The 26946-nt window shown below is 72.5% G+C and carries 26 protein-coding genes and 1 pseudogene; 15 read left to right on the forward strand and 12 right to left on the reverse strand.

Going from position 1 to position 26946, the window contains the following annotated elements; translation table 11 throughout:
• Positions 1 to 106: 106 nt before the first annotated feature.
• Positions 107 to 739, forward strand: coding sequence for a TetR/AcrR family transcriptional regulator (locus EV567_RS23725; protein WP_130443396.1), 633 nt, complete (start codon positions 107 to 109; stop codon positions 737 to 739).
• Between the two features lie 54 nt (positions 740 to 793).
• On the opposite strand, the gene EV567_RS23730 is transcribed toward EV567_RS23725, so the two are convergent.
• The 4 genes and pseudogenes from EV567_RS23730 to EV567_RS23745 all read right to left on the reverse strand — a co-directional run.
• Positions 794 to 2494 carry a methylmalonyl-CoA mutase gene (locus EV567_RS23730; RefSeq protein ID WP_130443398.1) on the reverse strand — a complete coding sequence of 567 codons (1701 nt, stop codon included), beginning with the start codon at positions 2492 to 2494 and terminating at the stop codon, positions 794 to 796.
• Positions 2495 to 2588: 94 nt separating this feature from the next.
• Positions 2589 to 2927 (reverse strand): DUF3817 domain-containing protein, encoded by a 339-nt coding sequence (locus EV567_RS23735; protein ID WP_130443400.1) that lies wholly within the window; start codon positions 2925 to 2927, stop codon positions 2589 to 2591.
• 43 nt (positions 2928 to 2970) lie between these two features.
• Complete coding sequence (locus EV567_RS23740) at positions 2971 to 3480, reverse strand: MarR family winged helix-turn-helix transcriptional regulator (RefSeq protein WP_130443402.1); 510 nt, start codon at positions 3478 to 3480, stop codon at positions 2971 to 2973.
• Positions 3481 to 3491: 11 nt separating this feature from the next.
• Positions 3492 to 4086 (reverse strand): annotated as a pseudogene (locus tag EV567_RS23745) (MFS transporter); the annotation flags it as partial.
• Here EV567_RS23745 and EV567_RS23750 point away from each other — a divergent pair.
• On the forward strand, positions 4034 to 4969 hold the full coding sequence (locus EV567_RS23750) for a DUF5937 family protein (RefSeq protein ID WP_130443528.1): 936 nt from the start codon (positions 4034 to 4036) through the stop codon (positions 4967 to 4969). The pseudogene EV567_RS23745 and the gene EV567_RS23750 sit on opposite strands and share 53 nt — an antisense overlap.
• A gap of 20 nt (positions 4970 to 4989) precedes the next feature.
• Here EV567_RS23750 and EV567_RS23755 read toward each other — a convergent pair whose 3' ends face one another.
• The 3 genes from EV567_RS23755 to EV567_RS23765 all read right to left on the reverse strand — a co-directional run bounded on the left by EV567_RS23755 (position 4990) and on the right by EV567_RS23765 (position 6954).
• Positions 4990 to 6000: a matrixin family metalloprotease gene (locus tag EV567_RS23755; RefSeq protein ID WP_130443406.1), complete on the reverse strand. Its 1011-nt coding sequence runs from the start codon at positions 5998 to 6000 to the stop codon at positions 4990 to 4992.
• A 283-nt stretch (positions 6001 to 6283) separates the two neighbouring features.
• Complete coding sequence (locus EV567_RS23760) at positions 6284 to 6604, reverse strand: MTH1187 family thiamine-binding protein (protein WP_130443408.1); 321 nt, start codon at positions 6602 to 6604, stop codon at positions 6284 to 6286.
• Positions 6601 to 6954 (reverse strand): DUF3817 domain-containing protein, encoded by a 354-nt coding sequence (locus EV567_RS23765; RefSeq protein WP_130443410.1) that lies wholly within the window; start codon positions 6952 to 6954, stop codon positions 6601 to 6603. Before EV567_RS23765 ends, EV567_RS23760 begins: the two co-directional genes overlap by 4 nt.
• Positions 6955 to 7176: 222 nt before the next feature.
• Here EV567_RS23765 and EV567_RS23770 point away from each other — a divergent pair, with 222 nt between their 5' ends.
• The 4 genes from EV567_RS23770 to EV567_RS23785 all read left to right on the forward strand — a co-directional run bounded on the left by EV567_RS23770 (position 7177) and on the right by EV567_RS23785 (position 9848).
• Positions 7177 to 7809, forward strand: a complete 633-nt coding sequence (locus EV567_RS23770) for an AIM24 family protein (RefSeq protein ID WP_130443530.1) — start codon at positions 7177 to 7179, stop codon at positions 7807 to 7809.
• 1 nt (position 7810) lies between these two features.
• A complete protein-coding gene (locus EV567_RS23775; protein ID WP_130443412.1) occupies positions 7811 to 8461 on the forward strand; it encodes an AIM24 family protein in 651 nt (216 codons plus the stop codon).
• A 53-nt stretch (positions 8462 to 8514) separates the two neighbouring features.
• Entirely contained in the window at positions 8515 to 9279 is a 765-nt protein-coding gene (locus EV567_RS23780; RefSeq protein ID WP_130443532.1) for an AIM24 family protein, read from the forward strand.
• Positions 9280 to 9371: 92 nt separating this feature from the next.
• Entirely contained in the window at positions 9372 to 9848 is a 477-nt protein-coding gene (locus EV567_RS23785) for a MarR family winged helix-turn-helix transcriptional regulator (protein ID WP_130443414.1), read from the forward strand.
• Positions 9849 to 9869: 21 nt separating this feature from the next.
• Here EV567_RS23785 and EV567_RS23790 read toward each other — a convergent pair whose 3' ends face one another.
• Together EV567_RS23790 and EV567_RS23795 are read right to left on the reverse strand one after the other, a co-directional pair.
• Positions 9870 to 11327: a HAMP domain-containing sensor histidine kinase gene (locus tag EV567_RS23790; RefSeq protein ID WP_130443416.1), complete on the reverse strand. Its 1458-nt coding sequence runs from the start codon at positions 11325 to 11327 to the stop codon at positions 9870 to 9872.
• Entirely contained in the window at positions 11324 to 12094 is a 771-nt protein-coding gene (locus EV567_RS23795; protein WP_130443418.1) for a response regulator transcription factor, read from the reverse strand. The genes EV567_RS23790 and EV567_RS23795 overlap by 4 nt, the downstream gene beginning before the upstream one ends.
• A gap of 124 nt (positions 12095 to 12218) precedes the next feature.
• Here EV567_RS23795 and EV567_RS23800 point away from each other — a divergent pair, with 124 nt between their 5' ends.
• A complete protein-coding gene (locus EV567_RS23800; RefSeq protein WP_130443420.1) occupies positions 12219 to 12830 on the forward strand; it encodes a PepSY domain-containing protein in 612 nt (203 codons plus the stop codon).
• 193 nt (positions 12831 to 13023) lie between these two features.
• Here EV567_RS23800 and meaB read toward each other — a convergent pair whose 3' ends face one another.
• Positions 13024 to 13983, reverse strand: a complete 960-nt coding sequence (gene meaB / locus EV567_RS23805; RefSeq protein WP_130443422.1) for a methylmalonyl Co-A mutase-associated GTPase MeaB — start codon at positions 13981 to 13983, stop codon at positions 13024 to 13026.
• 35 nt (positions 13984 to 14018) lie between these two features.
• Positions 14019 to 15230: an acetyl-CoA C-acetyltransferase gene (locus EV567_RS23810; RefSeq protein WP_130443424.1), complete on the reverse strand. Its 1212-nt coding sequence runs from the start codon at positions 15228 to 15230 to the stop codon at positions 14019 to 14021.
• Positions 15231 to 15380: 150 nt separating this feature from the next.
• On the opposite strand from EV567_RS23810, the gene mce reads away from it, so the two are divergent.
• The 7 genes from mce to EV567_RS23845 all read left to right on the forward strand — a co-directional run bounded on the left by mce (position 15381) and on the right by EV567_RS23845 (position 25298).
• The gene (gene mce / locus EV567_RS23815; RefSeq protein WP_130443426.1) at positions 15381 to 15821 is read left to right on the forward strand and encodes a methylmalonyl-CoA epimerase; all 441 of its coding nucleotides are present in this window, start codon (positions 15381 to 15383) and stop codon (positions 15819 to 15821) included.
• A gap of 232 nt (positions 15822 to 16053) precedes the next feature.
• A complete protein-coding gene (gene scy, locus EV567_RS23820) occupies positions 16054 to 19932 on the forward strand; it encodes a polarized growth protein Scy (RefSeq protein ID WP_130443428.1) in 3879 nt (1292 codons plus the stop codon).
• Between the two features lie 241 nt (positions 19933 to 20173).
• Positions 20174 to 21109: a cellulose-binding protein gene (locus tag EV567_RS23825; protein ID WP_130443430.1), complete on the forward strand. Its 936-nt coding sequence runs from the start codon at positions 20174 to 20176 to the stop codon at positions 21107 to 21109.
• 130 nt (positions 21110 to 21239) lie between these two features.
• Complete coding sequence (locus EV567_RS23830; RefSeq protein ID WP_130443432.1) at positions 21240 to 22211, forward strand: ABC transporter ATP-binding protein; 972 nt, start codon at positions 21240 to 21242, stop codon at positions 22209 to 22211.
• A 1-nt stretch (position 22212) separates the two neighbouring features.
• On the forward strand, positions 22213 to 22983 hold the full coding sequence (locus EV567_RS23835; protein WP_130443434.1) for an ABC transporter permease: 771 nt from the start codon (positions 22213 to 22215) through the stop codon (positions 22981 to 22983).
• A 111-nt stretch (positions 22984 to 23094) separates the two neighbouring features.
• Positions 23095 to 24450 carry an ABC transporter ATP-binding protein gene (locus tag EV567_RS23840; protein WP_130443436.1) on the forward strand — a complete coding sequence of 452 codons (1356 nt, stop codon included), beginning with the start codon at positions 23095 to 23097 and terminating at the stop codon, positions 24448 to 24450.
• Complete coding sequence (locus EV567_RS23845; protein ID WP_130443438.1) at positions 24447 to 25298, forward strand: ABC transporter permease; 852 nt, start codon at positions 24447 to 24449, stop codon at positions 25296 to 25298. The genes EV567_RS23840 and EV567_RS23845 overlap by 4 nt, the downstream gene beginning before the upstream one ends.
• A gap of 12 nt (positions 25299 to 25310) precedes the next feature.
• On the opposite strand, the gene EV567_RS23850 is transcribed toward EV567_RS23845, so the two are convergent.
• Positions 25311 to 25643 carry an ATP/GTP-binding protein gene (locus EV567_RS23850; RefSeq protein WP_130443440.1) on the reverse strand — a complete coding sequence of 111 codons (333 nt, stop codon included), beginning with the start codon at positions 25641 to 25643 and terminating at the stop codon, positions 25311 to 25313.
• A gap of 222 nt (positions 25644 to 25865) precedes the next feature.
• Between EV567_RS23850 and EV567_RS23855 the strand changes: the two genes are divergently transcribed.
• Positions 25866 to 26894 (forward strand): LLM class flavin-dependent oxidoreductase, encoded by a 1029-nt coding sequence (locus tag EV567_RS23855; RefSeq protein WP_130443442.1) that lies wholly within the window; start codon positions 25866 to 25868, stop codon positions 26892 to 26894.
• Positions 26895 to 26946: the final 52 nt, after the last annotated feature.

The raw sequence follows: 26946 nt of genomic DNA on the forward strand, positions 1-26946 counted from the left end.
TTCGCTACGAGTCGTAGCGTAATACCCATGAGGCCGGCGCGGGGGTCGCTTTCCGGTGATCTCCCTCACTGGGAGCGGCACGGAAAGTGGCCGTTATGGTCGATGCATGCAGAGTCGTTCCCCCGCCGGCCGTGCCGGACGACCGCGCAGCGCGGCCGCGGACGCCGCGATCCTCGCCGCGACCCGGGCGGCGCTGGTCGAACTGGGCTGGTCCAAACTGACGTTGGGGGACGTGGCGACCCGGGCCGGGGTCGCCAAGACGACGCTCTACCGCCGCTGGTCCGGCAAGAACGAACTCGTCGTGGACGCGGTGGCGGAGCTCTTCGGCGAACTGCGGCTCCCCGACCGCGGCAGTCTGGCCGCCGACATCGAGGGCGTGGTCCTGCAGTTCGCGGCGATCCTGGCCCGCCCGGAGGCCAGGAGCGGCCTGATGGCGGTGGTGGCGGAGTCCACCCGTGACGAGGCGCTGCGCGCCCGTGTCCGCTCCTCGATCGTCGACCCGCAGAAGGACCTGGTCCTGGAGGGCCGGGCGCGTGCCCAGAGACGCGGCGAACTCCCCCCGGAGACGGACCCGCTGGAGGCGGCCCGCACAGTGGACCTCATCTTCGACGTGGTGGCGGGCGCGGTGGTGCACCGCACCCTCGTGAGCGACGAACCGGCGGACGAGGAGTGGGTGCGGAGCTTCACGAGGGTCCTGCTGCTGGGACTGACGTCGGCTTCCAGCCCGTCCGGCATGTGAGGACGGGCAGGGGCGGCGGGGGCGACCGCCGGGCGTACGCCCCCGCCTCCCGCGTCAGAACCCGGCGGGCTCGGTGTACACCCCCCACTCCTCGCGCAGCACGTCGCAGATCTCGCCCAGCGTCGCCTCCGCGCGTACCGCGTCGAGCATCGGGGCGATCATGTTGCCGCCGTCCCGGGCCGCGGCGAGCATCTTGTCGAGGGCGTCGCGCACGGCCGCGTCGTCCCGCGCGGTGCGGCGCTGGGCGAGCACCCGCACCTGCTCCCGCTCCACCTCGTGGCTGACGCGCAGGATCTCCAGGTCCCCGGTCACCGAGCCGGTGTGGGCGTTGACGCCGACGACCCGCTTCTCCCCCTTCTCCAGCGCCTGCTGGTAGCGGAAGGCGGACTCGGCGATCTCCCCGGTGAACCACCCGTCCTCGATGCCGCGCAGGATGCCGGACGTCACCGGGCCGATGGGGTGCCGCCCGTCGGGGTGGGCCCGCAGACCCCGCTCCTTGATCCGCTCGAAGATCGCCTCGGCGTCGGCCTCGATCCGGTCGGTCAGCTGCTCGACGTACCACGAACCGCCCAGCGGGTCCGCGACGTTGGCGACGCCGGTCTCCTCCATCAGCACCTGCTGCGTGCGCAGGGCGATCTCCGCGGCCTGCTCGCTCGGCAGCGCGAGGGTCTCGTCGAGGGCGTTGGTGTGCAGCGAGTTGGTGCCGCCGAGCACCGCGGCGAGCGCCTCCACCGCCGTGCGCACGACGTTGTTGTACGGCTGCTGGGCCGTCAGGGAGACGCCGGCGGTCTGGGTGTGGAAGCGCAGCCACTGCGCCTTCTCGCTCTTCGCGCCGTAGACGTCCCGCATCCAGCGGGCCCAGATCCGGCGCGCGGCGCGGAACTTGGCGATCTCCTCGAAGAAGTCGACGTGGGCGTCGAAGAAGAAGGACAGGCCCGGGGCGAAGACGTCGACGTCGAGCCCGCGGCTGAGTCCGAGCTCGACGTAGCCGAAGCCGTCGGCGAGCGTGTACGCCAGTTCCTGCGCGGCCGTCGCTCCGGCCTCGCGGATGTGGTAGCCGGAGACGGACAGCGGCTTGTAGGCGGGGATGCCGGACGCGCAGTACTCCATCAGGTCGCCGATGAGGCGCAGGTGCGGCTCGGGCGGGAAGAGCCACTCCTTCTGCGCGATGTACTCCTTGAAGATGTCGGTCTGGAGCGTGCCGTTCAGGACGGACGGGTCGACGCCCTGCCGCTCGGCGGCCACCAGGTACATGCAGAAGACGGGGACGGCGGGCCCGCTGATCGTCATGGAGGTGGTGACGTCCCCGAGGGGGATGTCCTTGAACAGCACCTCCATGTCGGCGGCGGAGTCGATGGCGACCCCGCAGTGGCCGACCTCGCCGAGCGAGCGCCGGTCGTCGGAGTCGCGGCCCATGAGGGTCGGCATGTCGAAGGCGACCGAGAGGCCCCCGCCGCCGTTGGCGAGGATCATCTTGTAGCGCTCGTTGGTCTGCTCGGCGTTGCCGAACCCGGCGAACTGCCGGATGGTCCACGTCCGCCCGCGGTACCCGGTCGGGTACAGCCCTCGGGTGAAGGGGTACTCCCCGGGCCACCCGATCCGTTCGAACCCGGCGTAGGCGTCACCGGGCCGCGGCCCGTACACGGGCTCCACGGGATCGCCGGAGAGCGTGGTGAAGTCGGCCTCCCGCTTGCGCGAGGCGTCGTAGCGGGCCTGCCAGCGTCGGCGGCCTTCCTCGATGGCGTCAGCGTCCATGCTTCGAATTTACTAGGACGTCCTAGTAAATGTCGATGGGAGACCGCCGTACGCGTGCCGTACGGCGGTGACGGCCGGGCGCGGGGCGGCCGGGTCAGGCCTTCGCGGTCGCCGGGGCGTCCTGGGCGACCTTGCCCTCCAGCTCGTGGCTGACCTTGCGCTCCACGAAGAAGGCGGCCGCGGGGACCGTTCCCGCCAGCAGCACCCAGAGCTGCTTCTTCACCGGCCATTTCGCCTTGGAGCCCAGGTCGAAGGCGAAGACCAGGTAGAGGATGTACAGCCAGCCGTGGGCGATGCCCACCACGCGTGTGAAGCTCTCCGCGCCGTCCATCGACAACAGGTACTTGGCGATCACGCCGAGGGTCAGCAGGACCAGCAGTACACCGGTGACGTAGGCCATGACGCGGTAGCGGGTCAGCACGCTTCGTTTCATGCGAACGAGCGTAACCACCCGTTCGGGGAGATCTTGCCCGGGGTCATTCCCCGTCGAAGTCGTGGGCCGCGATGCGCAGGGGGCGCAGGAGGGCGAAGATCTCGGCGCATTCCTCCGCGTCGTAGACGCCGAGGCCGAAGTCCATCGCCATCAGGTCGTGGGTGGCGGCGTCGACGACCTCGCGGCCCTTGGCGGTGATGGAGGCGAGGGTGCCGCGGCCGTCGTTGGGGTTGGGGCGCTTGGCCACCAGACCCGATCTGACCAGGCGGTCCACGGTGTTCGTGACCGACGTGGGGTGGACCATCAGCCGCTCGCCGATCTTCGACATGGGCAGCTCGCCCTCCTTGGAGAAGGTGAGCAGCACCAGCGCCTCGTACCGCGCGAAGGTCAGCCCGTACGGCTTGACCACCGCGTCCACCTCGGCGAGCAGGATCTGGTGGGCGCGCATGACGGAGGTGATCGCGGCCATGGACGGCACGTTTCCCCAGCGCTGCTTCCAGAGCTCGTCCGCGCGGGCGATGGGGTCGAAGGGGAGGCTGAGCGGCTTCGGCACGGCACCAGACCCTACCCGTCGGTCATATGGCGGTCAGCCCCGTCTCGGCCCTCGGTCCCCCGGGCACGCCGGGCCTCCCACGCCAGCGCGGCGCAGCACACCGCCCCCAGCACGCCCGCGCCGGTGACCGCCGCCGTCACCCCCGCGAACTCGGCCGCCACTCCCGCGAGCGCCATCCCGACGCCCTGCACCGTCATCAGCCCGGCGGTCAGCAGCGTCATGGCCCGCCCCCGCAGCTCCTCCGGCACCGCCCGCACCAGCCACTGGTCGAGGCCGAGGGTGTACGCCGAGCCCGCTCCGGCGAGCGCCGTCAGCAGGAGGGAGAGAGGCCAGCCCCGGGGCCAGGGCGAAGCCCAGGTACGGCAGAAGGGTGAGGGAGACCAGGGGGAGGACGATCCGCTCACGGGTCGCCGGCCGCAGGCGCGCCCCCGCGTACAGCTCGCCGGCGATGGTCCCGACGGGCGGCGCGCACATCAGCAGGCCGAGGCCGACCGGTCCCGCACCGAGTTCGTCGGCGTACGGCGCGGCCAGCGCCTCCGGTGCGACCGTGAACATGGGCGGGACCCAGAACAGCAGCATCAGGACGCGCACCCGGCGGTCGGAGAGGCCCGACCGGCACGGGTACCACGCGCCCTGGCTGCGCGGGATCCGGGAGGCGGCCGAGGGGCTCGACCTGACCGGGCTGTGGCTGCTGATGCCCCGCCGCGGTCACTCCCCCGACTGGCTGAGCCCGCCGCCGGCCGGCCCGACGGCCACCTTCGAGGAGGAGATCGCGCAGGTCCGCGCGGCGGACCCGGGGGCCGCGCGCGAGGATTCGGCCCGCTCGCTCGCGGACACCCCGGGCGCGCTGGAGCATCCGCTGGCCCATGCCTGGCTCGCCGACCCCGAACGGATGATCCGGGACCTCGCCGACCTTCTGGAACAGGTCTGGCACACCCTCCTCGCGCCGGACTGGCCCCGGCTGCGGGCCCTGCTGGAGGCGGACGTCACCTTCCACTCGCGGAGGCTCGCCGAGGTCGGCCTCGGCGGGCTGCTGCCCGAGATCCACCGGCGGTGCGGCTGGCGGTCCGGCACCCTCACCGTGGCGTCCGACGGCGAGTACGAGCGGCATCTGGGCGGGCGGGGGCTGGTGCTGATGCCCAGCGTGTTCGTGTGGCCGGACGTGGTCAGCTCCTTCGACCCGCCCTGGCAGCCGACCCTGGTCTACCCGGCGCGCGGCATCGCCGGCCTGTGGGCCGACCCCGCCGGCCGCTCCCCCGACGCGCTCGTACGGCTCCTCGGGCGGGGCCGGGCCGCCGTCCTCGCCGCGCTCGACGACCCGGCGACCACGACCGCGCTCGCCCACCGCCTCGGCCTCGCGCCGTCCTCGGTCTCCGCCCAGCTGACGGTCCTGCGCGACGCCGGTCTGCTGGTCGCCCGCCGTTACGGCCACCAGGTGCTGTACGAGCGGACGCCGCTCGGGATGGCGCTGGCGTCGGGCGGTGCGTGAACGCGGCCGGCCGCGCCCGCTCAGTACAGGGCGCGCAGGCCGAGGACGTCCCCCCGGCCGAGGGTGCGGGCGCCCGTGCTGCACGCGAAGGAGTTGGTGAACATGGTCTGCCCCTCGTGCCCGGGGCCGACGTGGGCCAGGCCGAAGACGTGTCCCGCCTCGTGCGTGGCGACGCTGCGGATGTCGTAGGCGTTGGAGCAGTCGCCGCGGGGGTGGTCGGTGAAGACGTAGTCGCCGGTGTTGAAGCGGACGTCGGCCTCCTTCAGCCAGTCCGGGCCGCGGGGCACCGGGCGGCTCCAGGAGCAGGTGGTGGCGACGACTCCGCTGGTGAGGTCGCCCGCGTCCCAGACGCTCACCCCGTCGCGCGCGGTGCAGCGGGCCTGGGGATCGATGTCGGCCTCGTGGTGGGTCACCGTCCAGTACCTGGAACGCGCCGCGACCGCGTCGCCGTAGCCGCAGTCGTTGCGGGTGCCGGTGATCGCGCTGATGGAGTCCTCGAAGGCGCGGCGGGCCTCGGCGGGGGTGAGACCGCCGGGCAGGGGGCCGTCGCCGATCCACCAGTCGTAGGTGCCGTACTCCTTGTGGTCGGCGATGGCGTAGGCGCTGTCGGCGCACGCGGCGCGCGCGGAGGCGGGGGGCCGCCTGCCCGGCCGGGCGGAGGCGGGCAGACCGTGCTCCCCGGCCTCCCCGTGGGCCGGCAGGTCGTACGACACTCTCCCGTCGGCGGCGACCTCCAGGGTGAAGCCGTGGCGTGAGCCGTCCGTCGTCAGGGCGTCCACGCCGACCTTGGTGCCCGGTTCGGGGACGGTGACGCCGGCGCCCTCGTAGGTGACGAGACGTCCGACGGCGTCACAGTCCAGCACGGAGGAGCCGGCGGGCAGGTCGTCGACGGTCAGCACCCCGTCGGCGAGCACGCACCGGTCGCTCGCGCGCGGGGGTGTGCCCCCGGCGCTCACCACCGCTCCCGACACCGCCAGAACCAGCGCCGCGCCGATGCGGCCCACCAGCTGCGGCCCGTGACGACCTGTCACTTCGCCTCCGCCCGAAGGTCCGCCACGCGGGCGGAACTTGATCGATTCCCGGAGAGGTTAGCCGTCCCAAGCGAGCTGAAAACCATCTATATGTCACCCGTCCGAGCGATCGCTCGGACGGGTGCACGGCATCTTGCGGGCGGGGGCGGGCACCTGGGCCGACCGGCTGCGACGTCGGCCGCGGCGGCGCCGTCCGGTGGCGGCGGCGAGCGGAAGGGTGTACGCGGCCGGGCCGATCGGGGCAACGGTCGGGGCCCCCGGCCCGGCGGATCGCGGAGAAACGTCACTCCTCCGGCGGGCGTCGCTCCCCCGGGTGGGTCAGATGCCGCTCCACCGTTTCCACCTTGGACGTCAGCCCGTCCGTCACCCCGGGGCGGATGTCCGCCTTGAGGACCAGGGAGACGCGCGGCGCCCGCCCCTCGACGGCGGCGACGGCACGCCTGACGACGTCCATGACCTCGTCCCACTCGCCCTCGACGGACGTGAACATGGCGTCCGTACGGTTGGGCAGACCCGACTCGCGGACCACCCGGACGGCGTCGGCGACGTACTCGCCGACCTCCTCGCCCACGCCGAGCGGGGTGACGGAGAAGGCGACGATCACGACGCCTCCACCACGCCCTCACGCCGGGCACGGGAGGCGATCACCGCGTCCTCGGCCTCGCGGCGGAGCCTGCGCTCGGCCATGAAGCCACCGCCGGGAATGATCGAGTAGGCGAAGTACATCGCGCCGGTCTTCGCGTCCCACTTGGCGCGGTTCCAGGCGTCCGCCCAGAAGATCACGTACAGGACGAACAGCACGCCGTGGATCGGCCCGAGCACCGGTGCGGCGTCGAAGCCCTCGGCGACGGTGTACTTGATGATCGTGCAGACCGCCAGCACGATCCAGGAGATGCCCTCCGGGACGGAGACCAGGCGCAGTCGGCGCAGGGCGGAGGCTGTCTTGAGGTCCACGGGTCACCTTCGGTGGGGTCGCGTCGGGAACGGAGACGCTTGTGAACGCACGCACAAGCGCCCGCCCATTGTGACAAACGCGGGCGGCGGGGCGGGAGCGGGGTCCCGGACGGACCGTTGGGGCAATCCCCACGCGGATCCCTTAGGGGGACCATCCGGGATGATCTCCGCCCTCGGGACCTGTCGGCCGGGGCTTCGGGAGGCTACCTTCGCTGCGTGGCGATGTTTCGACTTCAGGGCAGCAAGGTGCTCGCCGTCGACATGACCGGGGACGCCGTGAAGGCGAAGAACGGCTCCATGGTCGCGTACGACGGACAGATGGCCTTCAAGAAGATGAGCGGCGGCGGCGAGGGACTGCGGGGGATGGTGACCCGCAGGCTCACCGGCGAGCAGATGACGGTGATGGAGGTGAGGGGGCAGGGCACGTGCTGGTTCGCCGACCGCGCGTCGGAGATCAACCTCGTGCGGCTCAACGGCGACAAGCTGTACGTCGAGTCGAGCAACCTGCTCGCGACGGACGGGGGGCTGCGCACGGGCACGAGCTTCACCGGGCTGCGTGGCGCGTCCCAGGGCAACGGCCTGTTCACGACGACCGTCGAGGGGCACGGTCAGGCGGCGATCACCTCGGACGGTCCGGCGGTGGTGCTGCGGGTCAGCCCCCAGTACCCGCTGACCGTCGACCCGGGGGCGTACGTCGCGCACCAGGGCGACGTACGGCAGTCCTTCCAGTCCGGGGTGACGTTCCGCACGTTCCTCGGCGAGGGCGGCGGTGAGGCGTTCCAGATCCGGTTCGAGGGGGACGGGCTCGTGTACGTGCAGCCGAGCGAGCGGAACACGATCGCGGGGGACGTGTGACATGCCCTTCCGCGAGATCAACTCCAAAATGGTCGAGGCGACGGTGCTGCCGGGGCAGCGGCTGTTCAGTCAGCGCGGCGCGATGCTCGCCTACAAGGGCGAGGTGTCCTTCACGCCCAACATGCAGGGCGGGCAGGGCGGGGTGATGTCGATGCTCGGTCGCCGGCTGGCGAACGAGGACACCCCGCTGATGTCGGTGGAGGGCAGCGGCACGGTCCTGTTCGGGCACGGCGGCCACCACGTCCAGGTCATCAACCTCACCGGCGACACCCTGTACGTGGAGGCGGACCGCCTGCTCGCCTTCGAGGGCACGCTCCAGCAGGGCACGATGTTCATGGGGTCGCAGGGCGGCGTCATGGGCATGGTGCGCGGCCAGGTCAGCGGACAAGGCCTGTTCACCACGACCCTGAAGGGCCACGGCTCGGTGGCCGTGATGGCGCACGGCGGGGTCTTCGAGGTCCCCGTCACCCCGCAGCGCCCGGTGCACGTCGACCCGCAGGCCTACGTCGCCCACCACGGCGACGTGCGCAACAAGCTGTCGACGGCGCTGGGCTGGCGGGACATGGTGGGTCGGGGCTCGGGCGAGGCGTTCCAGCTGGAGCTGAGCGGCAACGGCGCGGTGTACGTGCAGGCATCGGAGGAGAAGCTGTGACCGCCTACCCCGGCGCGGGTCCCCAGGGGGCGGGCCCCGTGGTCCTCGACCCGATGACGCTGCCCGTCGACGACAACGTCAACGCGTACACCTTCTGCGTGGAGCTCAAGGGGAGCCAGTGGTTCCTGCAGAAGGGGAAGATGATCGCTTACTACGGCTCGATGGAGTTCAACGGCGTCGGGCACGGCGGACTGGACCGTCTGGTGCGGACCTCGTTCCATTCGCCTCTGCACGCGAGCGACTGGGTCGTGGCGCAGGGCTCGGGCAAGATGCTGCTGGCCGACCGGGCCTTCGACGTGAACTCCTACGACCTGGACGACGGCAATCTGACCATTCGCGCGGGCAATCTGCTCGCTTTTCAGCCAAGTCTGGCGCTGAAGCAGTCGATCGTGCCGGGCTTCCTCACATTGATCGGAACCGGAAAGTTCGTGGCCGCGTCGAACGGACCGGTGGTGTTCATGGAACCGCCCATCCGGGTGGACCCCCAGGCGCTCGTCGGCTGGGCCGACTGCCCCTCGCCCTGCCACCACTACGACCACGGGTACATGACCGGCGTGATGGGCGGTCTACGTGCGCTGACGGGCCTGGGCGGGGCGTCCGGGGAGGAGCACCAGTTCGAGTTCGTGGGAGCCGGGACGGTGCTGCTCCAGTCGTCGGAGACCCTCATGGCGGAGCAGGCCACGGGTGCCGTTCCGCACGAGCCCGGGGTCCCCGGCGGGGGCTACGCGGGCGGGCACGGCGGCGCTCAGGGCGGCCAGCCCGGGGTACCGCGCCTTCCCGGCCAGCTGGGAGACCTCCAGCGTCGCTTCGGGCTGTGAGCGGTAGTCTGCGGAGTGTGACGTCGAACGCGTGCACGTCGTCACACCACCCTCACTAGTTCGCCTTTCAACATTTTAGGTAGACTTCACTTATGGAGACCGAAACGGCCACGCGCTGGCTGACCGATGCGGAGCAGTGCGCCTGGCGCACCCACCTGGAGGTCAACAGGCTGTTGACGTACCAGCTCGAGAAGGACCTGCAGCCGTTCGGCCTGACCATGAACGACTACGAGATCCTCGTGAACCTCTCCGAGTCGGAGGACGTCCGGATGCGGATGAGCGACCTCGCCTCCGCCACCCTCCAGTCGAAGAGCCGCCTGTCGCACCAGATCACCCGGATGGAGAACGCCGATCTGGTGCGCCGGGAGAACTGCGAGTCCGACCGCCGCGGCCTGTACGCGGTGCTCACCGAGCACGGCATGGAGACGATGCGGAAGGTGGCGCCCCACCACGTGGCCTCCGTGCGGCGGCACTTCATCGACCTCCTCCCCCCGGAGGCCCTCGGGGAGCTCGACCGGGCTCTGAAGCCCGTCGCGGACCACCTCCGCGGCGAGCGGGGCCGCCCCTAGCGCCCCGCGCACCCCACGCCCTCAGGCGGCCGGCAGGCGGAGCTCGAACAGGGCTCCGCCTGCCGGCGCCTGCCGGACCGTGAGCGTGCCGCCGTGCCGTTCGGCCACGTCACGGGCGATGGCCAGGCCCAGCCCCGCGCCGCCCTCGTCCCGGGTGCGGGCCGCGTCCAGCCGGACGAACCGCTCGAAGACGCGCTCACGGTCCGCCTCGGGCACCCCGTCCCCGTCGTCGGCGACCGCGACGAGCGCCCACCGCCCGGCCGGCCCGTTCTCCCGCCGCACCGACACGGTGACCTCCTCCCGGGCGTGCCGCCGCGCGTTGTCGAGCAGGTTGGCCAGCACCCGCCCCAGCTGCCCCCGCGATCCGGCCACCTCCACCGGCTCCGCGTCCACCCTCACCCCGGCCCGCTGAGCCGCCTCCTCACGCACCAGCGCCGCCAGGTCCACCCGGGCGTCCGCGGGCCGCTCCCCCGCGTCCAGCCGGGCGAGCAGCAGCAGGTCGGCGGCCAGGTCCTGAAGCCGTACGGTGTCCTCGACCGCGCCCGGCACGTCCAGCAACTCGGGGTGCGCGGCGCCCACTTCGAGCTGGGTGCGCAAGGAAGCGATGGGGCTGCGCAGTTCGTGGGAGGCGTCGGCGACGAACCGGCGCTGGCGCTCCACCGCGGTCTGAAGTGCCGTCAGCGTCTCGTTCGTCGTACGGGCGAGCCGGGCGACCTCGTCGTGGGTGTCCGGCTCGGGCACCCGGCGGGCGAGGTCCGCGGAGGCGGTGATGGCGGCCATCTCGCGCCGGATCCCCTCGACCGGCCGCAGCGCCCGCCGGGTGACCAGCCAGGTCACGCCCGCCACGACCGCCAGCAGCAGCGGGAAGCCGATCAGCATGACGGTGAGCGCGGTGCCGACCGCGCTGTGCTCGCTGGACAGGGGCGCGCCGGCGTGCACGGCCAGGGCGCCCCGGTCGTCGGTCTCGACGGAGACCGAGGCGAAGCGGTAGTCGGCGGTGTCGCCGTCCACGGTGGCGGAGCCGTCGCGGAAGGCGGTGTCCTCGCCGATCTCACCGGGTCGAGGCACCGAGGACGCGTCGCCGCCCCCGTCGGTGTCATCGTCGTCGTCCGGGGCGGGGGCCGCGTGCCCCGCCTGTGCCGTCGCCCGGGCCGCGCCCGGCGCCGGGCGCACCGCGTCCGTCCCGGTCCCGCTGATCCGCTCCAGGCCCTCCGTGGCCGCGACCAGGGTGCCGCCCTCGGTGACGACCTGGACGGGCCTGTCCTCGTCGTCGAGGGAGAGCCGGTCGTAGGCGTGCCCGGCGGCGAGCTCGGCGGCCACCTCGCGGGCGGCGCGGTCCGCCTGGGCGCCGGCCTGGCCGCTCAGGCTGGACTCGAGCGAGAGCAGGACCGCCGCCCCGGCGGCGACCAGGGCCACGGCGACGACGAGCGTGGCGCCCAGCGCGGCCCGGGCGCGGACGGAGCCGAGCCGGCGCCTCACCGGCCCTCCCCCGGCTCCCCGGGCGCCACGCTCGCCGGGCCGGACGGCGGTTCCGGCCGCTCCAGCCGGTACCCGGCGCCCCGGACCGTCCGGATCAGACCGGCGCCCAGCTTGCGGCGCAGCGCGCTGACGTACACCTCGACGATGTTGGGGTCGCCGTCGTACGCGAAGTCCCAGACGTGGTCGAGGATCTCGGACTTGGACACCACCGCGCCGGCCCGCACCACCAGCTGCTCCAGGACGGAGAACTCCTTCGCGGTGAGCGTCGCCTCGTCTCCCCCGAGGAAGACCCGGCGGGCCGCGGTGTCCACCCTCAGCTCGCCGAGGACGTGCACGGGCGAGGCCCCGGCGCCCTGGCCGCGGCGGCGCAGCAGCGCCTTCACGCGGGCGACCAGGACGACGTAGGAGAACGGCTTCGTGAGGTAGTCGTCCGCGCCGGTGTCCAGGCCCTCCGCCTCGTCGTACTCGCCGTCCTTGGCGGTCAGCATCAGGATCGGGACGTCGTTCCCGGCGGCGCGCAGGGCGGAGCAGACGCGGTAGCCGTTCAGGCCGGGCAGCATGATGTCGAGGACGACGAGGTCGTACGGCGACTCGCTCGCGCGGTGCAGGCCCTCCAGGCCGTCGTGGACGACGTCCACGGCGTAGCCCTCGGCGGTCAGGCCCTTGGCCAGGGACAGGGCGAGCCGCTTCTCGTCCTCGATGATCAGGAGTCGGAAGGGGCGGCGCGCAGCGCCTCGAGCAGGGTGGTGGGCGACGGGCGGGTGCATGCCCGTCAGGGTTTCAGACCGCACCTGAAGCGGTCTTCAGGTGCCTTCAGGTGCCCCTCAGCATGGGTCGGCGACGGTGGTTCCCGTCAGACAACACACGCCTGGAGCTCGGGAGGAACCCGTCATGAAGCGCAAGCTCGTCATCGCCGCCGTCGCCGCGTCCGTCGCGATCGGAGGCGGCACCGCTGTCGCCTTCGCTGACGACGGCGCGCGGGACGCCGCACACGCCGGTGTGAGCGGCACGCGGGCCCCGGCGGACGGGGCGAAGGTCACCGCCGGGCAGGCGATCGCCGCGGCGCTGAAGGCGCAGCCCGGCACGGTGGTCTCCGCCGGTCTCGACGACGACGGGGCCGACCGCCGCTGGGAGGTCGACGTGCTGGGCGAGGGCACGACGGCCCATACCGTCCTCGTGGACTCCGCCGACGGCCGGATCCTCGGCAAGGAGACCGACGGCGACGACGCCGACGACGTCCGCGAGGCCCGCGCCCTGCTGAAGGACGCCCGGGTCACCGCCGCCGACGCCGCGCGGACCGCCGCCGGCAAGGGGGCCGTCACCTCGGTCGAGCTGTACGACGACGGCGGGGACGGTCAGGGCGGCTGGGAGGTGGAGACCACGGACGCGGCGGCGAAGGAGCACGACTGGACCGTGGGCCTGAAGGACGCCGAGCTCACTCCGGCCCACGAGACCGGCGCCGACAAGGATTCAGACGACCAGGCCGACGGCGACGACGCCTGACGCACGGCGTGAGCACGCAGGGCGGTGAGCGCATCGGCGCAGGTCTCGCGATGCGGCGTGACGCCGGCGCTGCCACGGCGGTGCCGCGCCGCGACCGCCGGCCACCGGTGGGCTCCCGTCGGGCTCGTGGCCACGCGGTCGCGGTGCCGCACGCCCCGGCGCGAACCGGGGCGTCCCCGTCACTCCCCCGGCCTCACTCCCCCTGCGTCAGCCCCGCGACCAGTTCGTCCGCCGCGCCGTAGGGGTCCAGTTCGCCGGCGACGATGCGGTCGGCGAGGGCGCTCAGGCGGCGGTCGCCGTGGAGGTCGCCGATCCGTTCCCGCAGGGCGGTGACGGCGATGGCCTCGACCTCGTGTGCGGCGCGGGCGCGGCGGCGCGCCGCCAGGACCCCGCGCTCCTCCATCCACGCCCGGTGCTTCTCCAGCGCCTCCACGACCTCGTCGACGCCCTCCGCGCGGGCCGCGACGGTCTTGACGATCGGCGGGCGCCAGTCGCCGGGGCCGCGGGACTCGCCGAGGCCGAGCATGTGGTTCAGCTCGCGGGCGGTCGCGTCGGCGCCGTCCCGGTCGGCCTTGTTGACGACGTACACGTCGCCGATCTCCAGGATGCCCGCCTTGGCGGCCTGGATGCCGTCGCCCATGCCCGGGGCGAGCAGCACGACGGAGGTGTCCGCCTGGGAGGCGATCTCCACCTCGGACTGGCCCACGCCCACCGTCTCGACGAGGACCACGTCGCAGCCGGCCGCGTCCAGCACGCGGATCGCCTGCGGCGCGGCCCAGGCCAGGCCGCCGAGGTGGCCGCGCGTGGCCATCGAGCGGATGTAGACGCCGGGGTCGGAGGCGTGGTCGGACATCCGGACGCGGTCGCCGAGCAGGGCGCCGCCGGAGAAGGGCGAGGACGGGTCGACGGCGAGGACGCCGACCCGCCGGCCCTGCTTGCGGTACGCCGTGACCAGCGCGGAGGTCGACGTGGACTTGCCGACGCCCGGGGAGCCGGTGAGACCGACGACGTAGGCGTTGCCGGTCAGCGGGGCCAGCGCCGCCATCACCTCCCTGAGCTGCGGGGACGCCCCCTCCACCAGGGAGATCAGCCGGGCGACGGCCCGGGGCCGGCCTTCCCTGGCCTGGGCGACCAGCGAGGAGACGTCCTGCATCACAGCTCCGTTCACGTGTTCCTACGGGAGAGAACTCAGGCCTTGGGCACCCGCACGATCAGTGCGTCGCCCTGGCCGCCGCCGCCGCACAGCGCGGCCGCGCCGACGCCGCCGCCGCGTCGCTTCAGCTCCAGGGCGAGGTGCAGCACGAGCCGGGCGCCGGACATGCCGATCGGGTGTCCGAGGGCGATGGCGCCGCCGTTGACGTTCACCTTTTCCGTGGAAACGCCGAGGTCGTCCATTGACTGGACGGCGACGGCGGCGAAGGCCTCGTTGATCTCGATGAGGTCGAGGTCGGCGACCTCCAGGCCGTCCTTCTTCAGAGCGTGCAGGATGGCGTTGGACGGCTGGGACTGCAGGGAGTTGTCCGGGCCGGCCACGTTGCCGTGGGCGCCGATCTCGGCGATCCACTCCAGGCCCAGTTCCTGCGCCTTGGCCTTGCTCATCACGACCACGGCGGCGGCGCCGTCGGAGATCTGCGAGGCGGAGCCGGCGGTGATCGTGCCGTCCTTGGCGAAGGCCGGGCGCAGCTTGCCGAGGGACTCCGCGGTGGTCTCGGGGCGGATGCCCTCGTCGTGGCTGAAGAGGACCGGCTCGCCCTTGCGCTGCGGGATCGACACCGGGGTGATCTCGGCGTCGAACAGCCCGTTCTTCTGGGCGGCCGCGGCGCGCTGGTGGGAGAGGGCGGCGAACTCGTCCTGCGCGGGGCGCTCGATGCCGAGGCGGGTGTTGTGCTTCTCGGTGGACTCGCCCATGGCGATGCCCTCGAAGGCGTCGGTCAGCCCGTCGTAGGCCATCGCGTCGAGCATCTCGATCGCGCCGTACTTGAAGCCCTCGCGGGACTTCGGCAGCAGATGCGGGGCGTTGGTCATGGACTCCTGGCCGCCCGCGACGATCACGTCGAACTCACCCGCACGGATCAACTGGTCGGCGAGCGCGATGGCGTCGAGCCCCGACAGACACACCTTGTTGACGGTGAGCGCCGGGACGTTCATCGGGATGCCGGCCTTCACGGCGGCCTGGCGGGCCGGGATCTGGCCCGCGCCCGCCTGGAGCACCTGGCCCATGATCACGTACTGCACCTGGTCGCCTTCGATGCCGGCGCGGTCGAGGGCGGCCTTGATGGCGAAGCCGCCGAGGTCGGCTCCGGAGAAGGACTTCAGCGAGCCCAGCAGCCGCCCCATGGGCGTACGCGCGCCCGCGACGATCACCGAGGTCGTGCCGTTGGAACCTGTCGATCCAGTCATGAGCTGCGATCCCCTTACCGGCCTGCACGGGCCGAGGAGTGAACGAGGGTTTACTTCGAATGTACTGAGCGGTAGTGCGCCCCGTCACCTCGCTGTCGGTGTGATCGCCCGCACGTTGCGCAACCACCTCCGGGACGCTCCACTGACTACATGCTGACGCGAATCGACCACATCGGGATCGCCTGCCACGACCTCGACGCCACCGTCGAGTTCTACCGTTCCACGTACGGCTTCGAAGTGTTCCACTCCGAGGTCAACGAGGAGCAGGGCGTGCGCGAGGCCATGCTCAAGATCAACGAGACGTCCGACGGCGGCGCCACCTACCTCCAGCTCCTGGAACCGACCCGGGAGGACTCCACGGTCGCGAAGTGGCTGGCCAAGAACGGCGAGGGCGTCCACCACATCGCTTTCGGTACGGCGGATGTGGACGCCGACGCGGCGGACATCCGCGACAAGGGCGTACGCGTTCTGTACGAAGAGCCGCGACGTGGCTCCATGGGGTCACGAATCACCTTCCTGCACCCCAAGGATTGCCACGGAGTACTGACAGAACTGGTCACATCGGCCCCAGTTGAGTCCCCTGAGCACTGACCCTCGTACAGAGGGGCCGGTAGGGTTGGGGTCGGTCGCCGCTCTTGACGGGCGACCTACGTCCTGCCGCCTCGGCGGCAGGACCAGCCGGGGTCCGGGTTTCGGGGGACGAGCGTCGGGGCGGCAGCCCGTGCTCCGCCGTTGATCTGACACCATTCCCCGGGGGCCCCGTCCGGCGGATGGACGGAGCTCGTGGAAAAGCTTGCGACCAGGGGACGGATGGGACCGCGCAGTGCGGGGCTACGAGAGCCAGGAGCGGGAACCGGCGGCTGACGTCGACCACCTCACTCGGTTCGAAGCCGAGATGAAACGGCTGAAGACCGAGCGGGAAAAGGCGATCCAGCATGCCGAGGACCTCGGCTACCAGGTCGAGGTGCTGCGCGCCAAGTTGCACGAGGCGCGGCGCACCATCATGTCCCGGCCCGCGTTCGACGGCGGCGACATCGGCTACCAGGCCGAGCAGTTGCTGCGCAACGCGCAGATGCAGGCGGACCAGATCCGTTCCGACGCCGAGCGGGAGCTGAGCCAGGCGAGGGCGCAGACCCAGCGCATCCTCCAGGAGCACGCCGAGCAGGCGGCCCGGCTCCAGGCGGAGCTGCACGCGGAGGCCGTGGCCCGGCGTCAGCAGCTCGACCAGGAACTCGCCGAGCGCCGGCAGACCGTCGAGTCGCACGTCAACGACAACGTGGCCTGGGCCGAGCAGCTGCGGGCCCGCACCGAGGCGCAGGCCCGCCGGCTGCTGGAGGAGTCCCGCGCCGAGGCCGAGCAGGCCCTGACGGCCGCGCGCGCCGAGGCCGAACGGGTCGCCGAGCAGGCCCGCCAGCGGCTCCAGAGCGAGGCCGAGTCGGCCCGGGCGGAGGCCGAGCAGCTGCTGCTGCGCGCCCGCGCGGACGCCGAACGGCTGCTGAACGCGGCGTCCACGCAGGCCCAGGAGGCCAGCGACCACGCCGAGGCGCTGCGCAGCTCCACGGCGACCGAGTCCGACGCGGCCCGCCGCCAGGCGGGTGAGCTGAGCCGTGCCGCCGAGCAGCGCATGGCCGAGGCGGAGACCGCGCTGCGGGAGGCGCGCGCGGAGGCGGAGAAGCTCGTCACCGAGGCCAAGGCCGCCGCGGAGAAGGCGCTCAGCAGCGCCGAGTCCACCAACGAGCAGCGCACCCGTACGGCGAAGGAGCAGGTCGCCCGGCTGGTCAGCGAGGCCACCAAGGAGGCCGAGACCACCAAGGCCGACGCCGAGCAGATCGTCGCCGACGCCCGCGCCGAGGCGGAGAAGATCCTCGGCGACGCCGCGGAGAAGGCCCGCGCGGTCACCGCCGAGGAGAGCGCGACCCAGCTGTCGAAGGCGGCCAAGACCGCCGAGGACGTCCTGAACAAGGCCCAGGAGGACGCGCGGCGGACCACGAAGGCCGCCGCCGAGGAGGCCGAGCGCATCCGCCGGGAGGCGGAGACCGAGGCGGACCGGCTGCGCGCCGAGGCGCACGACATCGCCGAGGAGCTGAAGGGCTCCGCGAAGGACGACACCAAGGAGTACCGCGCCAAGACGGTCGAGCTGCAGGAGGAGGCGCGCCGGCTGCGCGGCGAGGCCGAGCAGCTGCGCGCCGACGCGGTCGCCGAGGGCGAGAAGATCCGCGCGGAGGCCCGCCGGGAGGCCGTCCAGCAGATCGAGGAGGCGGCCAGGACCGCCGAGGAGCTGCTGTCCAAGGCGAAGGCCGACGCGGACGAGCTGCGCCAGAAGGCCACCACGGACAGCGAGAAGGTCCGCACGGAGGCCATCGAGCGGGCGACCACGCTGCGCCGGCAGGCCGAGGACACCCTGGAGCGCACCCGCAAGGAGGCCGAGCGGCAGCGCGACGAGGCGGTCGACCTCGCGGAGACGATCACCTCCAACGCCGAGGAGGCCGCGCGCGAGCTGCGCGAGGAGGCCGAGCGGGCGGTCGAGGCCCGGCAGGCGGACGCCGCCGAGGAGCTGGCCCGGCTGCACTCCGAGGCCGAGCAGCGGCTCGCCTCCGCCGAGCAGGCGCTCACCGACGCGCGCGAGGAGGCCTCACGGATCCGCCGGGAGGCCGGCGAGGAGATCGACCGGCTGCGCGGCGAGGCCGCCGAGCGGATCCGTACGCTGCAACAGCAGGCGGAGACGGAGGCCGAGCGGCTGCGCACCGAGGCCGCGTCCGACGCGTCCGCGTCGCGGGCCGAGGGCGAGGCCGTCGCCGTACGGCTGCGGTCGGAGGCCGCCGCGGAGGCGGAGCGGCTGAAGACGGAGGCGCAGGAAACCGCCGACCGGGTGCGCGCGGAGGCGCAGGCCGCGGCGGAGCGGCTGGAGACGGAGGCGTCGGAGACGCTGGCCGCCGCCCAGGAGGAGGCCGCCCGGCGTCTGCGGGAGGCCGAGGAGTACCTCGGCGGGGCCCGTCAGGAGGCCGACCAGGAGCGTGAGCGGGCCCGCGAGCAGAGCGAGGAGCTGCTGGCGTCGGCGCGCCGCCGGGTGGAGGACGCGCAGGCGGAGGCGGTCCGGCTGGTCGAGGAGGCCGACCGGCGCGCCTCCGAGATGGTGTCGGCGGCCGAGCAGCACGCGCAGCAGGTGCGGGACTCCGTGGCGGGGCTGCACGAGCAGGCCCAGGAGGAGATCACCGGGCTGCGCAGCGCCGCGGAGCACGTGGCGGACCGTACCCGCCGGGAGGCGGAGGAGGAGGCGGACCGGCTCCGCGCCGACGCCTACTCCGAGCGGGAGCGGGCCGCCGAGGACGCGGCCCGGCTGCGGCGCGAGGCGCGCGAGGAGGCGGAGGCCGCCCAGGCGCTGGCCGAGCGGACCGTCGGCGAGGCGATCGCGGAGTCCGAGCGGCTGCGTTCGGAGGCGTCCGCGCACGCCCAGCGGGTGCGCACCGAGGCCTCGGACGCGATCGCCCAGGCCGACCAGGACGCGTCGCGCACCCGGGCGGACGCCCGCGACGACGCCAACCGCATCCGTTCGGACGCGGCGACGCAGGCCGACACGCTCATCACCGAGGCGCGTTCCGAGGCGGAGCGGCTGCAGACGGAGACCCTCGCGGAGGCGGAGCGGCTCCAGGCCGAGACGGCCGCGGAGGCCGAGCGCGTGCGGGCCGAGTCGGTCGCCAAGGCGGAGAAGCTGATCGGGGACGCCACCGACGACGCGGAGCGGCTGCGCGCCGAGGCCGCCGAGACGGTGGGTTCCGCGCGGCAGCAGGCCGAGCGGATCCGGGTGGAGGCCGAGCGCGTCAAGGCGGAGGCCGCGGCGGAGGCCGACCGGCTGATGAGCGTCGCCCGCGAGGAGGCCGACCACACGCTGGACGAGGCCCGCAAGGACGCCAACAAGCGGCGTTCGGAAGCGGCCGAGCAGGTCGACACGCTCATCACGGAGACCACCGCCGAGGCGGACAAGCTGCTCACCGAGGCGCAGCAGCAGGCGCTGAAGACCACCGCGGAGGCGGAGGCGCAGGCCGACACGATGGTCGGCGCGGCCCGCAAGGAGGCCGACCGGCTCGTCGCGGAGGCGACCCGCGAGGGCAACGCGCGGGTGGAGAAGGCCCGTACGGACGCGGACGAACTGCTCGTCGGGGCCCGTCGGGACGCGACCGCCATAAGGGAGCGGGCGGAGGAGCTGCGCGACCGGATCACCACCGAGATCGAGCAGTTGCACGAGCGGGCCCGCCGGGAGGCCGCGGAGACGATGAAGTCGACCGGCGACCGCTGCGACGCGCTGATCAAGGCGGCCGAGGAGCAGCTCGCCAAGGCGCAGGCGAAGGCCAAGGAACTGGTGTCGGAGGCCAACTCGGAGGCGGGCAAGGTCCGTATCGCCGCGGTGAAGAAGGCGGAGGGGCTGCTCAAGGAGGCCGAGCAGAAGAAGGCCACGCTGGTCCGGGAGGCCGAGGAGCTGAAGGCGGAGGCGATCCGCGAGGCGCGGCGCACCGTCGAGGAGGGAAAGCGCGAACTGGAGGTGCTGGTCCGGCGCCGGGAGGACATCAACGCCGAGATCTCCAGGGTGCAGGACGTGCTGGAGGCGCTGGAGTCGTTCGAGGCGCCGTCCTCCAAGGACGGCGGGGTCCGGGCGGGCGCGACGATCGGCGCGCCCCGGTCGGGCGGCAAGCCGTCGGAGGGCTGAGGGCCAGTGCCGCGGCACTAGCGGTGCAGGGGGGTCGGGGCCAGTCGACAGGCCGTGGCGCTGCATGAGAATTGCGTTGAGATCTGGGGCCTTTGACCAACTTTTTGGCAAGCTGTCCGGCGGGGAGCCACCCAAAAGGGGTGTCAATCTCCAGATCAAACACGTATCCGCTCGATGACACAGCGCTTCGGCCCCTAGGATTCCACCTATCACCTCACCGGTCTCATTCGACAGGAACCCCATGAGCGACACTTCCCCCTACGGCTTCGAGCTTGTGCGGCGTGGATACGACCGCGCTCAGGTGGACGAACGGATCTCCAAGCTCGTCTCCGACCGTGACAGCGCTCTCACCCGCATCACCGCTCTGGAAAAGCGCATCGAGGAGCTCCACCTCGAGACGCAGCACGCCCAGGCCCAGGTAAGCGACGCCGAGCCGTCGTACGCCGGTCTCGGCGCGCGTGTCGAGAAGATCCTCCGTCTCGCCGAGGAGGAGGCCAAGGATCTGCGCGAGGAAGCCCGTCGCGCGTCCGAGCAGCACCGTGAGCTCGCCGAGTCGGCGGCCCAGCAGGTGCGCAACGACGCGGAGGCGTTCGCCTCGGACCGCAAGGCCAAGGCCGAGGACGAGGGCGTCCGGATCGTCGAGAAGGCCAAGAGCGACGCCGCTCAGCTGCGCCAGGACGCGCAGAAGGACGCGCAGTCCAAGCGCGAGGAGGCCGACGCGCTCTTCGAGGAGACCCGTGCGAAGGCCGCGCAGGCCGCCGCCGACTTCGAGACCAACCTCGCCAAGCGCCGCGAGCAGTCCGAGCGCGACCTGGCGTCCCGTCAGCAGAAGGCCGAGAAGCGCCTCGCGGAGATCGAGCACCGCGCGGAGCAGCTGCGGCTGGAGGCGGAGAAGCTGCGCACGGACGCCGAGCGCCGTGCCCGCCAGACCGTCGAGACGGCGCAGCGCCAGGCCGAGGACATCGTGGCCGACGCCAACGCCAAGGCCGACCGCATCCGTTCGGAATCGGAGCGCGAGCTCGCGGCTCTCACCAACCGCCGCGACTCGATCAACGCCCAGCTGACCAACGTCCGCGAGATGCTGGCCACGCTGACCGGCGCCGCGGTGGCCGCGGCCGGTTCCCCGACCGAGGACGAGCCGGTCTCCCGGGGCGTTCCGGCCCAGCAGTCCCGGTAGTCGCCGGCGGGTCGAGGGGCGGTGGGGGCGAAACCCCACCGCCCCCGCTCATGTGTTGTTGCCGTGGGCGTCGGCCGCCGTTCGCCCGCCGGGTTGGCACAGGCCGTGCGTCGGTCATAGCGTGGCCCGCATGATCGAGCTGGAAGGGCTGACCAAGCGGTACGGCGACAAGGTCGCGGTCGACAACCTCACGTTCACCGTCAGACCGGGCATCGTCACGGGTTTCCTCGGTCCCAACGGCGCGGGGAAGTCCACCACCATGCGGATGATGCTCGGGCTCGACCGGCCGACCTCGGGGGACGTCCGCATCGACGGGCAGCACTACGACCGGCTGAAGGATCCGCTGAAGTACATCGGCGCCCTGCTCGACGCCAAGGGCGTGCACGGCGGGCGCAGCGCCTTCAACCACCTGCTGTGCCTGGCCCAGAGCAACGGCATCCCCGGATCGCGGGTGCACGAGGTGCTCGACACCGTGGGCCTCACCTCCGTGGCGAGGAAGAAGGCGAAGGGGTTCTCGCTGGGCATGGGGCAGCGGCTAGGGATCGCGGGCGCGCTCCTGGGCGACCCCCGCATCCTGATGTTCGACGAGCCGGTCAACGGGCTCGACCCCGAGGGCATCCACTGGATCCGCAACCTGATGAAGTCGCTGGCGGCGCAGGGCCGGACGGTGTTCGTGTCGTCCCACCTGATGAGCGAGATGGCGCTGACCGCGGATCACCTCGTCGTCATCGGCCAGGGCCGGCTGCTCGCCGACACCTCGATGGCGGACTTCATCGCGCGCAACTCGCGCTCGTACGTGCGGATCCGCACCCCGCAGCGGGAGCGGATGCTCGACGTGCTGCACGAGGCCGGGGTCACCGTCGTCGAGGCCGGCAACGGGTGCCTGGAGGTGGACGGGGACAAGTCCGAGGCCATCGGTGAACTGGCCGCGCGCCACCAGCTCGTGCTGCACGAGCTGAGTCCCCAGCGGGCCTCGCTGGAGGAGGCGTTCATGCAACTGACCGCTCAGTCGGTGGAGTACCACGCGCACACCGACGCGCCGCCCGCACAGCCGCCGCAGCAACCGGGGCAGCAGTGGGGCGACGGATGGAGGAAGGGCTGACATGGCGGCGACCCAGGTCATCCGGTCCGAGTGGACGAAGATCCGCTCCGTCGCGTCCACGCTGTGGACGCTCTCCCTCGCCGCGGTGGTGACGATCGCCCTCGGCATGCTCATCTCGGCTCTGTCCGCGAGCCAGTTCGACGAGATGAACGCCGGCGACCGCAGCACCTTCGACCCGACGTTCATCAGCTTCGCCGGGATGAGCCTCGGTCAGCTGGCGATGATCGTGTTCGGGGTGCTGGTGGTGTCCAACGAGTACAGCACCGGCATGATCCGCGTCTCGCTGGCGGCGGTGCCGCAGCGCGGGGCCTTCCTGTTCGGCAAGATCTCCGTCGCGGCGGGCCTCGCGCTGGTCGTCGGGCTCGTCACCAGCTTCGTCGCGTTCTTCCTCGGGCAGGCGATGCTCGGCGAGCACAAGGCGTCGATCGGCGACACCGGGGTGCTGCGGGCGGTGATCGGCGGCGGCCTCTACATGACGCTCATCGCGGTCTTCTCCATGGGCGTGGCCGCCATCCTGCGCTCGCCGATGCTGTCGCTGGGCATCCTGATGCCGTTCTTCTTCCTCATCTCCAACATCCTGGGGAACGTCGACGCGACGAAGAAGATCGGCCGGTACCTGCCCGACCAGGCCGGCAGCAAGATCATGCAGGTGGTCCCCTCGACCGGGGACGACGCTCCCTACGGGCCCTGGGGCGGCCTGGCGATCATGGCCATCTGGGTGGCGGCGGCGCTTCTGGGCGGGTACGTCACCCTCAAGCGACGGGACGCGTGAACCTTTGGGCTTTACTTTGATTTGAGCGGAACCGTCAGCGCCTCGATATCCTCCTAACCCTTACGGGGGGCGTGCGCCCCGCTGTCCTGAACCTGTCGATGGGTGCGGAGCATGATCGAAGCAGTCGGCCTGACCAAGCGCTACGGCGACAAGACCGCTGTGTACAACCTTTCCTTCCAGGTGCGACCGGGCGCCGTCACGGGCTTCCTCGGGCCGAACGGCTCGGGGAAGTCCACCACCATGCGGATGATCCTCGGTCTGGACAACCCGACCTCGGGGACGGTGACGATCGGCGGCTTCCCGTACCGGAAGCTGCCGAACGCCGCCCGCCATGTCGGCGCGCTGCTGGACGCCAAGGCCGTACACGGCGGCCGCCACGCCCGCAACCACCTGCTGAGCCTCGCCCAGCTCTCGGGCATCCCCGCCCGGCGCGTGGACGAGGTGCTGGGCGTCGTCGGCCTCCAGGACGTGGCGAAGAAACGGTCCAAGGGGTTCTCGCTGGGCATGGGGCAGCGCCTCGGCATCGCCGCCGCGCTGCTCGGCGACCCACAGGTGCTGCTGTTCGACGAGCCGGTCAACGGGCTCGACCCCGAGGGCATCCTCTGGGTGCGCAACCTGATGAAGTCGCTGGCGGCGGAGGGGCGGACGGTGTTCGTCTCCTCCCACCTGATGAGCGAGATGGCGCTCACCGCCGACCATCTGATCGTCATCGGACGCGGACAGCTGCTCTCCGACATGAGCGTGAGCGACTTCATCGCGGCCAACTCCGCCGGCTTCGCGCGCGTGCGCACCCCGCATTCGGAGCCCCAGCTGCGCGAGAAGCTCGCCGCCGCGCTCACCGAGTCGGGCGGACATGTGCTGCCCGAGCAGGACGGCGCGCTGCGCGTCACCGGTCTGCCGCTCCCCCGCATCAGCGACATCGCCCACGAGGCCGACGTACGGCTGTGGGAGCTGTCGCCGCACCAGGCCTCGCTGGAGGAGGCGTACATGCGGATGACGCAGGGGGCCGTGGACTACCGGTCGACCATCGACCAGAAGGCGGGCCTCCAGCAGCCGTTGCCGCCCGGCGCCCAGCCTCCCATGCCGGTCCCCGGCCAGGGCCAGCCCGGCTGGTACGCCCCACCGCCCCCGCAGCAGGGCTACGCCCCGCCGCAGCCCGCCCAGGCCCCGTACGGCGGGCAGGCGCCGGCCGGCGGCGCCAACCCGTACGCCCAGCCGTCGCCCGGCCCGGCACAGGGCCACCCGGCCCAGCCGGCTCCGGCCTCGGCCGCCCCGGCCGCGCCGCCCGCGGCCGCCTCCGCGCCGCAGGGGCCCGCGCCGGCCACGAGTCCGGCCACCGTCGCCCTGGGCAAGGTCCCGGCGGCTCCCGCGGACCAGGCCCCGGCCGACGCCGCTCCCTCCGCCCCGGCTCCCGCGGCCCCGCAGGGGCAGGGCACCGTTTCGACCACGACCGAGGACGTCCGATGAGCACCCCGCAGCCCACGTCTTCGCCGGCGGCGCCCGCGGCCGCGTACCCCGGCTACACCTCGCCGATCCCCGTGGTGCGCACGCACCTCGGGCACGCCCTCGCCTCGGAGTGGACCAAGATCCGCTCGGTGCGATCCACCATGTGGACGCTGGGCGTCTTCGTCCTGCTCGTCATCGGCATCGGGCTGGGAACCGCCGCGCTGGTCGCCGCGAACACCGAGGGAGCCGACCTGGAGAGCGAGAACGCGCTGTCGTTCGGCTTCTTCGGGTTGCTCCTCGGCAGCATGTGCGTCATCACGCTCGGCGTGCTGACCACCGCCTCCGAGTACGGCACCGGCATGATCCGGACCACGATGGTGGCCTGCCCGTCCCGGGGGCGCGTCCTCGCTGCGAAGGCCATCGTGTTCTTCCTGGTCGCGTTCGTGGTGACGCTGGTGTCGTCGGTGTTCGTCGCGATGGTCGACGTGGCGCTGATGCCCGAGGCGCGGGAGCCCTCCGGCGGCGAGTGGGCCAAGGGGACGCTCGGCGTGTCCCTGTTCATCGCGCTGCTCGGACTGCTGTCACTGGCCGTGGGCTCGATCATCCGGCACTCGGCCGGCGCGATCACCATCATGATCGGCCTCTTCCTCGCGCCGCTGGTGATCGCGCTGTTCATGTTCTCGGAGTCCCTGGTGGACGTGCGCGAGGCCCTGGTCGAGTACTCGATCCCCAACCTTCTCAGCGTCTTCTACTCCACCTCGCTGACCGACACCGGCCCCTCCGGCTGGGACCCGCTGTGGATCGCGCTCGGCGTCACGGCCGCCGCCTTCGCCGGCGCCTTCGCCCTGCTGGAGAAGCGGGACGTCTGACCGCCCGCAGGCCTAGAATCTCGGCGCGTTACGGGACCGCCGCACCCCCGGGGTGCGGCGGTCCCGCGCGTTCCAGCACGCCTTGTGCCAGTGGCGGCGGTCGTCGACTCCCGCGTGCTCGGGCCAGGCGACGACGTGCGGCACGCCGTCGGGGATCAGCTGGTCGCAGCCGGGGCACCGGTAGGCCTTGCCCCGCGCGCTCGCCCCGGCCACGTGCCGCACGCTCCACCGCTCGTCCTGCCAGCTGACCGTGGACTCCCAGCCGCCGTACCGGCCCGCGCCGTCGTCCTCGGCGCTGCGGCCGGACGAGCCCTCACCCTTGGGTCGGTTGCGGCGCGGGGACACGGGACACCTCACGGGGCTGTACGGGGGCAGGGTTCCCGTCCAGCCTACGCGGCCCGGACAGGGGTATCCGAAGGGTGCCGAACCCCGCAAGTCCCCCTCAGGGACCGCTCATTCTGCAGACAATCCGCAAAATACTCCGACAGGCCGTGTCCTCGGCACGTGTCAGACGGTTATGCCGGGTGGGGGAGCTCCGCGTCGGAGCCGAGGAAGCAGGAAAGTCCCATGCGCGTTGGAAGTTTCGTGTTGGCGGCCCAGTTCCCGGGCCAGGGTCAGGGGGAGGCCCTGCACCGGGCGGTCCGCTCCGCCGAGGTCGCCGAGGAGGCCGGCCTGGACTCGGTATGGCTGGCCGAGCACCACTTCGTGCCGTACGGCACGTGCCCGTCGGCGATCACCCTGGCCGCCCTCCTGCTGGGCCGCACCCGGCGCCTGCGGGTCGGCACGGCGGTCAGCGTACTGCCCACGGCCCACCCCGTCGCCCTGGGCGAGCAGGCCGCGCTGCTGCATATGACGAGCGGCGGCCGCTTCTCCCTCGGCGTGGGCCGCGGCGGGCCCTGGGTCGACCTGGAGGTGTTCGGGGCGGGCTTGGAGGCGTACGAGAAGGGGTTCCCGGAATCACTCGATCTGCTGGTGCGCTGGCTGCGCGAACCGTCGGTCGCAGCGGACGGCGAGCGCTTCCGCTTCCGTGAAGTCCCCGTCGTACCACGCCCGTCGGAGGCCCTGACGGACGCGGCGGGGCCGGAGGTGGTCGTCGCCTGCACCTCCCCCGCGAGCGTGCGGCTGGCCGCGGAGCGCGGACTGCCGATGCTGCTCGGCATGCACGTCGGGGACGAGGAGAAGGCCGAGATGGTCGCCCTGTGGCGGCGGCACGCGCGCGCGGCCGGGCGGCCGGCGGACGAGATCCGCGACGCGGGCCATGTCTCGGCGGGCGTCTGCCAGATCGCCGACCGGCGCACCGACGCCGTGGAGACGCTGGTGAAGGCGATGCCGGGCTGGCTGAAGCAGGGCCTGGACGCCCATGTGACGGTGGACGGCCGCGCCCGCGGCATGCGGGACCCGGTCGCGTACACCGAACTGCTCTGCGGGCTGCACCCGGTGGGCACCCCGCGACTGTGCGCGGACCGGCTCGCCGCGACCAGCGAGCGGACCGGCGTCTCGCGCTTCGCCCTCCTCGTCGAGGGCTCGGGCGATCTGGCGGCCACCGAGGAGAACCTGCGGCGGCTGGGCGCGGAGGTCCTCCCCCACCTCCGGTGAACGGCCCCGCCGCCGAGGAAGCTGCCGCTCCTGTCGATCGGCGCCCTGTGCG

It is taken from the genome of Streptomyces sp. BK239 (assembly GCF_004217285.1).
GTDB lineage: Bacteria > Actinomycetota > Actinomycetes > Streptomycetales > Streptomycetaceae > Streptomyces.

Coding starts and splice junctions, on each gene's coding strand:
- EV567_RS23840 (WP_130443436.1), top strand. CDS start 23,095: ATGATCGAAGCAGTCGGCCTGACCAAGCGCTACGGCGACAAGACCGCT.
- EV567_RS23795 (WP_130443418.1), bottom strand. CDS start 12,094: ATGCACCCGCCCGTCGCCCACCACCCTGCTCGAGGCGCTGCGCGCCGC.
- EV567_RS23825 (WP_130443430.1), top strand. CDS start 20,174: ATGAGCGACACTTCCCCCTACGGCTTCGAGCTTGTGCGGCGTGGATAC.
- meaB (WP_130443422.1), bottom strand. CDS start 13,983: ATGCAGGACGTCTCCTCGCTGGTCGCCCAGGCCAGGGAAGGCCGGCCC.
- EV567_RS23785 (WP_130443414.1), top strand. CDS start 9,372: ATGGAGACCGAAACGGCCACGCGCTGGCTGACCGATGCGGAGCAGTGC.
- EV567_RS23775 (WP_130443412.1), top strand. CDS start 7,811: ATGCCCTTCCGCGAGATCAACTCCAAAATGGTCGAGGCGACGGTGCTG.
- EV567_RS23810 (WP_130443424.1), bottom strand. CDS start 15,230: ATGACTGGATCGACAGGTTCCAACGGCACGACCTCGGTGATCGTCGCG.
- EV567_RS23780 (WP_130443532.1), top strand. CDS start 8,515: ATGACGCTGCCCGTCGACGACAACGTCAACGCGTACACCTTCTGCGTG.
- EV567_RS23835 (WP_130443434.1), top strand. CDS start 22,213: ATGGCGGCGACCCAGGTCATCCGGTCCGAGTGGACGAAGATCCGCTCC.
- EV567_RS23730 (WP_130443398.1), bottom strand. CDS start 2,494: ATGGACGCTGACGCCATCGAGGAAGGCCGCCGACGCTGGCAGGCCCGC.
- EV567_RS23800 (WP_130443420.1), top strand. CDS start 12,219: ATGAAGCGCAAGCTCGTCATCGCCGCCGTCGCCGCGTCCGTCGCGATC.
- EV567_RS23855 (WP_130443442.1), top strand. CDS start 25,866: ATGCGCGTTGGAAGTTTCGTGTTGGCGGCCCAGTTCCCGGGCCAGGGT.
- EV567_RS23845 (WP_130443438.1), top strand. CDS start 24,447: ATGAGCACCCCGCAGCCCACGTCTTCGCCGGCGGCGCCCGCGGCCGCG.
- EV567_RS23725 (WP_130443396.1), top strand. CDS start 107: ATGCAGAGTCGTTCCCCCGCCGGCCGTGCCGGACGACCGCGCAGCGCG.
- EV567_RS23750 (WP_130443528.1), top strand. CDS start 4,034: ATGGGCGGGACCCAGAACAGCAGCATCAGGACGCGCACCCGGCGGTCG.
- EV567_RS23830 (WP_130443432.1), top strand. CDS start 21,240: ATGATCGAGCTGGAAGGGCTGACCAAGCGGTACGGCGACAAGGTCGCG.
- mce (WP_130443426.1), top strand. CDS start 15,381: ATGCTGACGCGAATCGACCACATCGGGATCGCCTGCCACGACCTCGAC.
- EV567_RS23735 (WP_130443400.1), bottom strand. CDS start 2,927: ATGAAACGAAGCGTGCTGACCCGCTACCGCGTCATGGCCTACGTCACC.
- EV567_RS23770 (WP_130443530.1), top strand. CDS start 7,177: ATGTTTCGACTTCAGGGCAGCAAGGTGCTCGCCGTCGACATGACCGGG.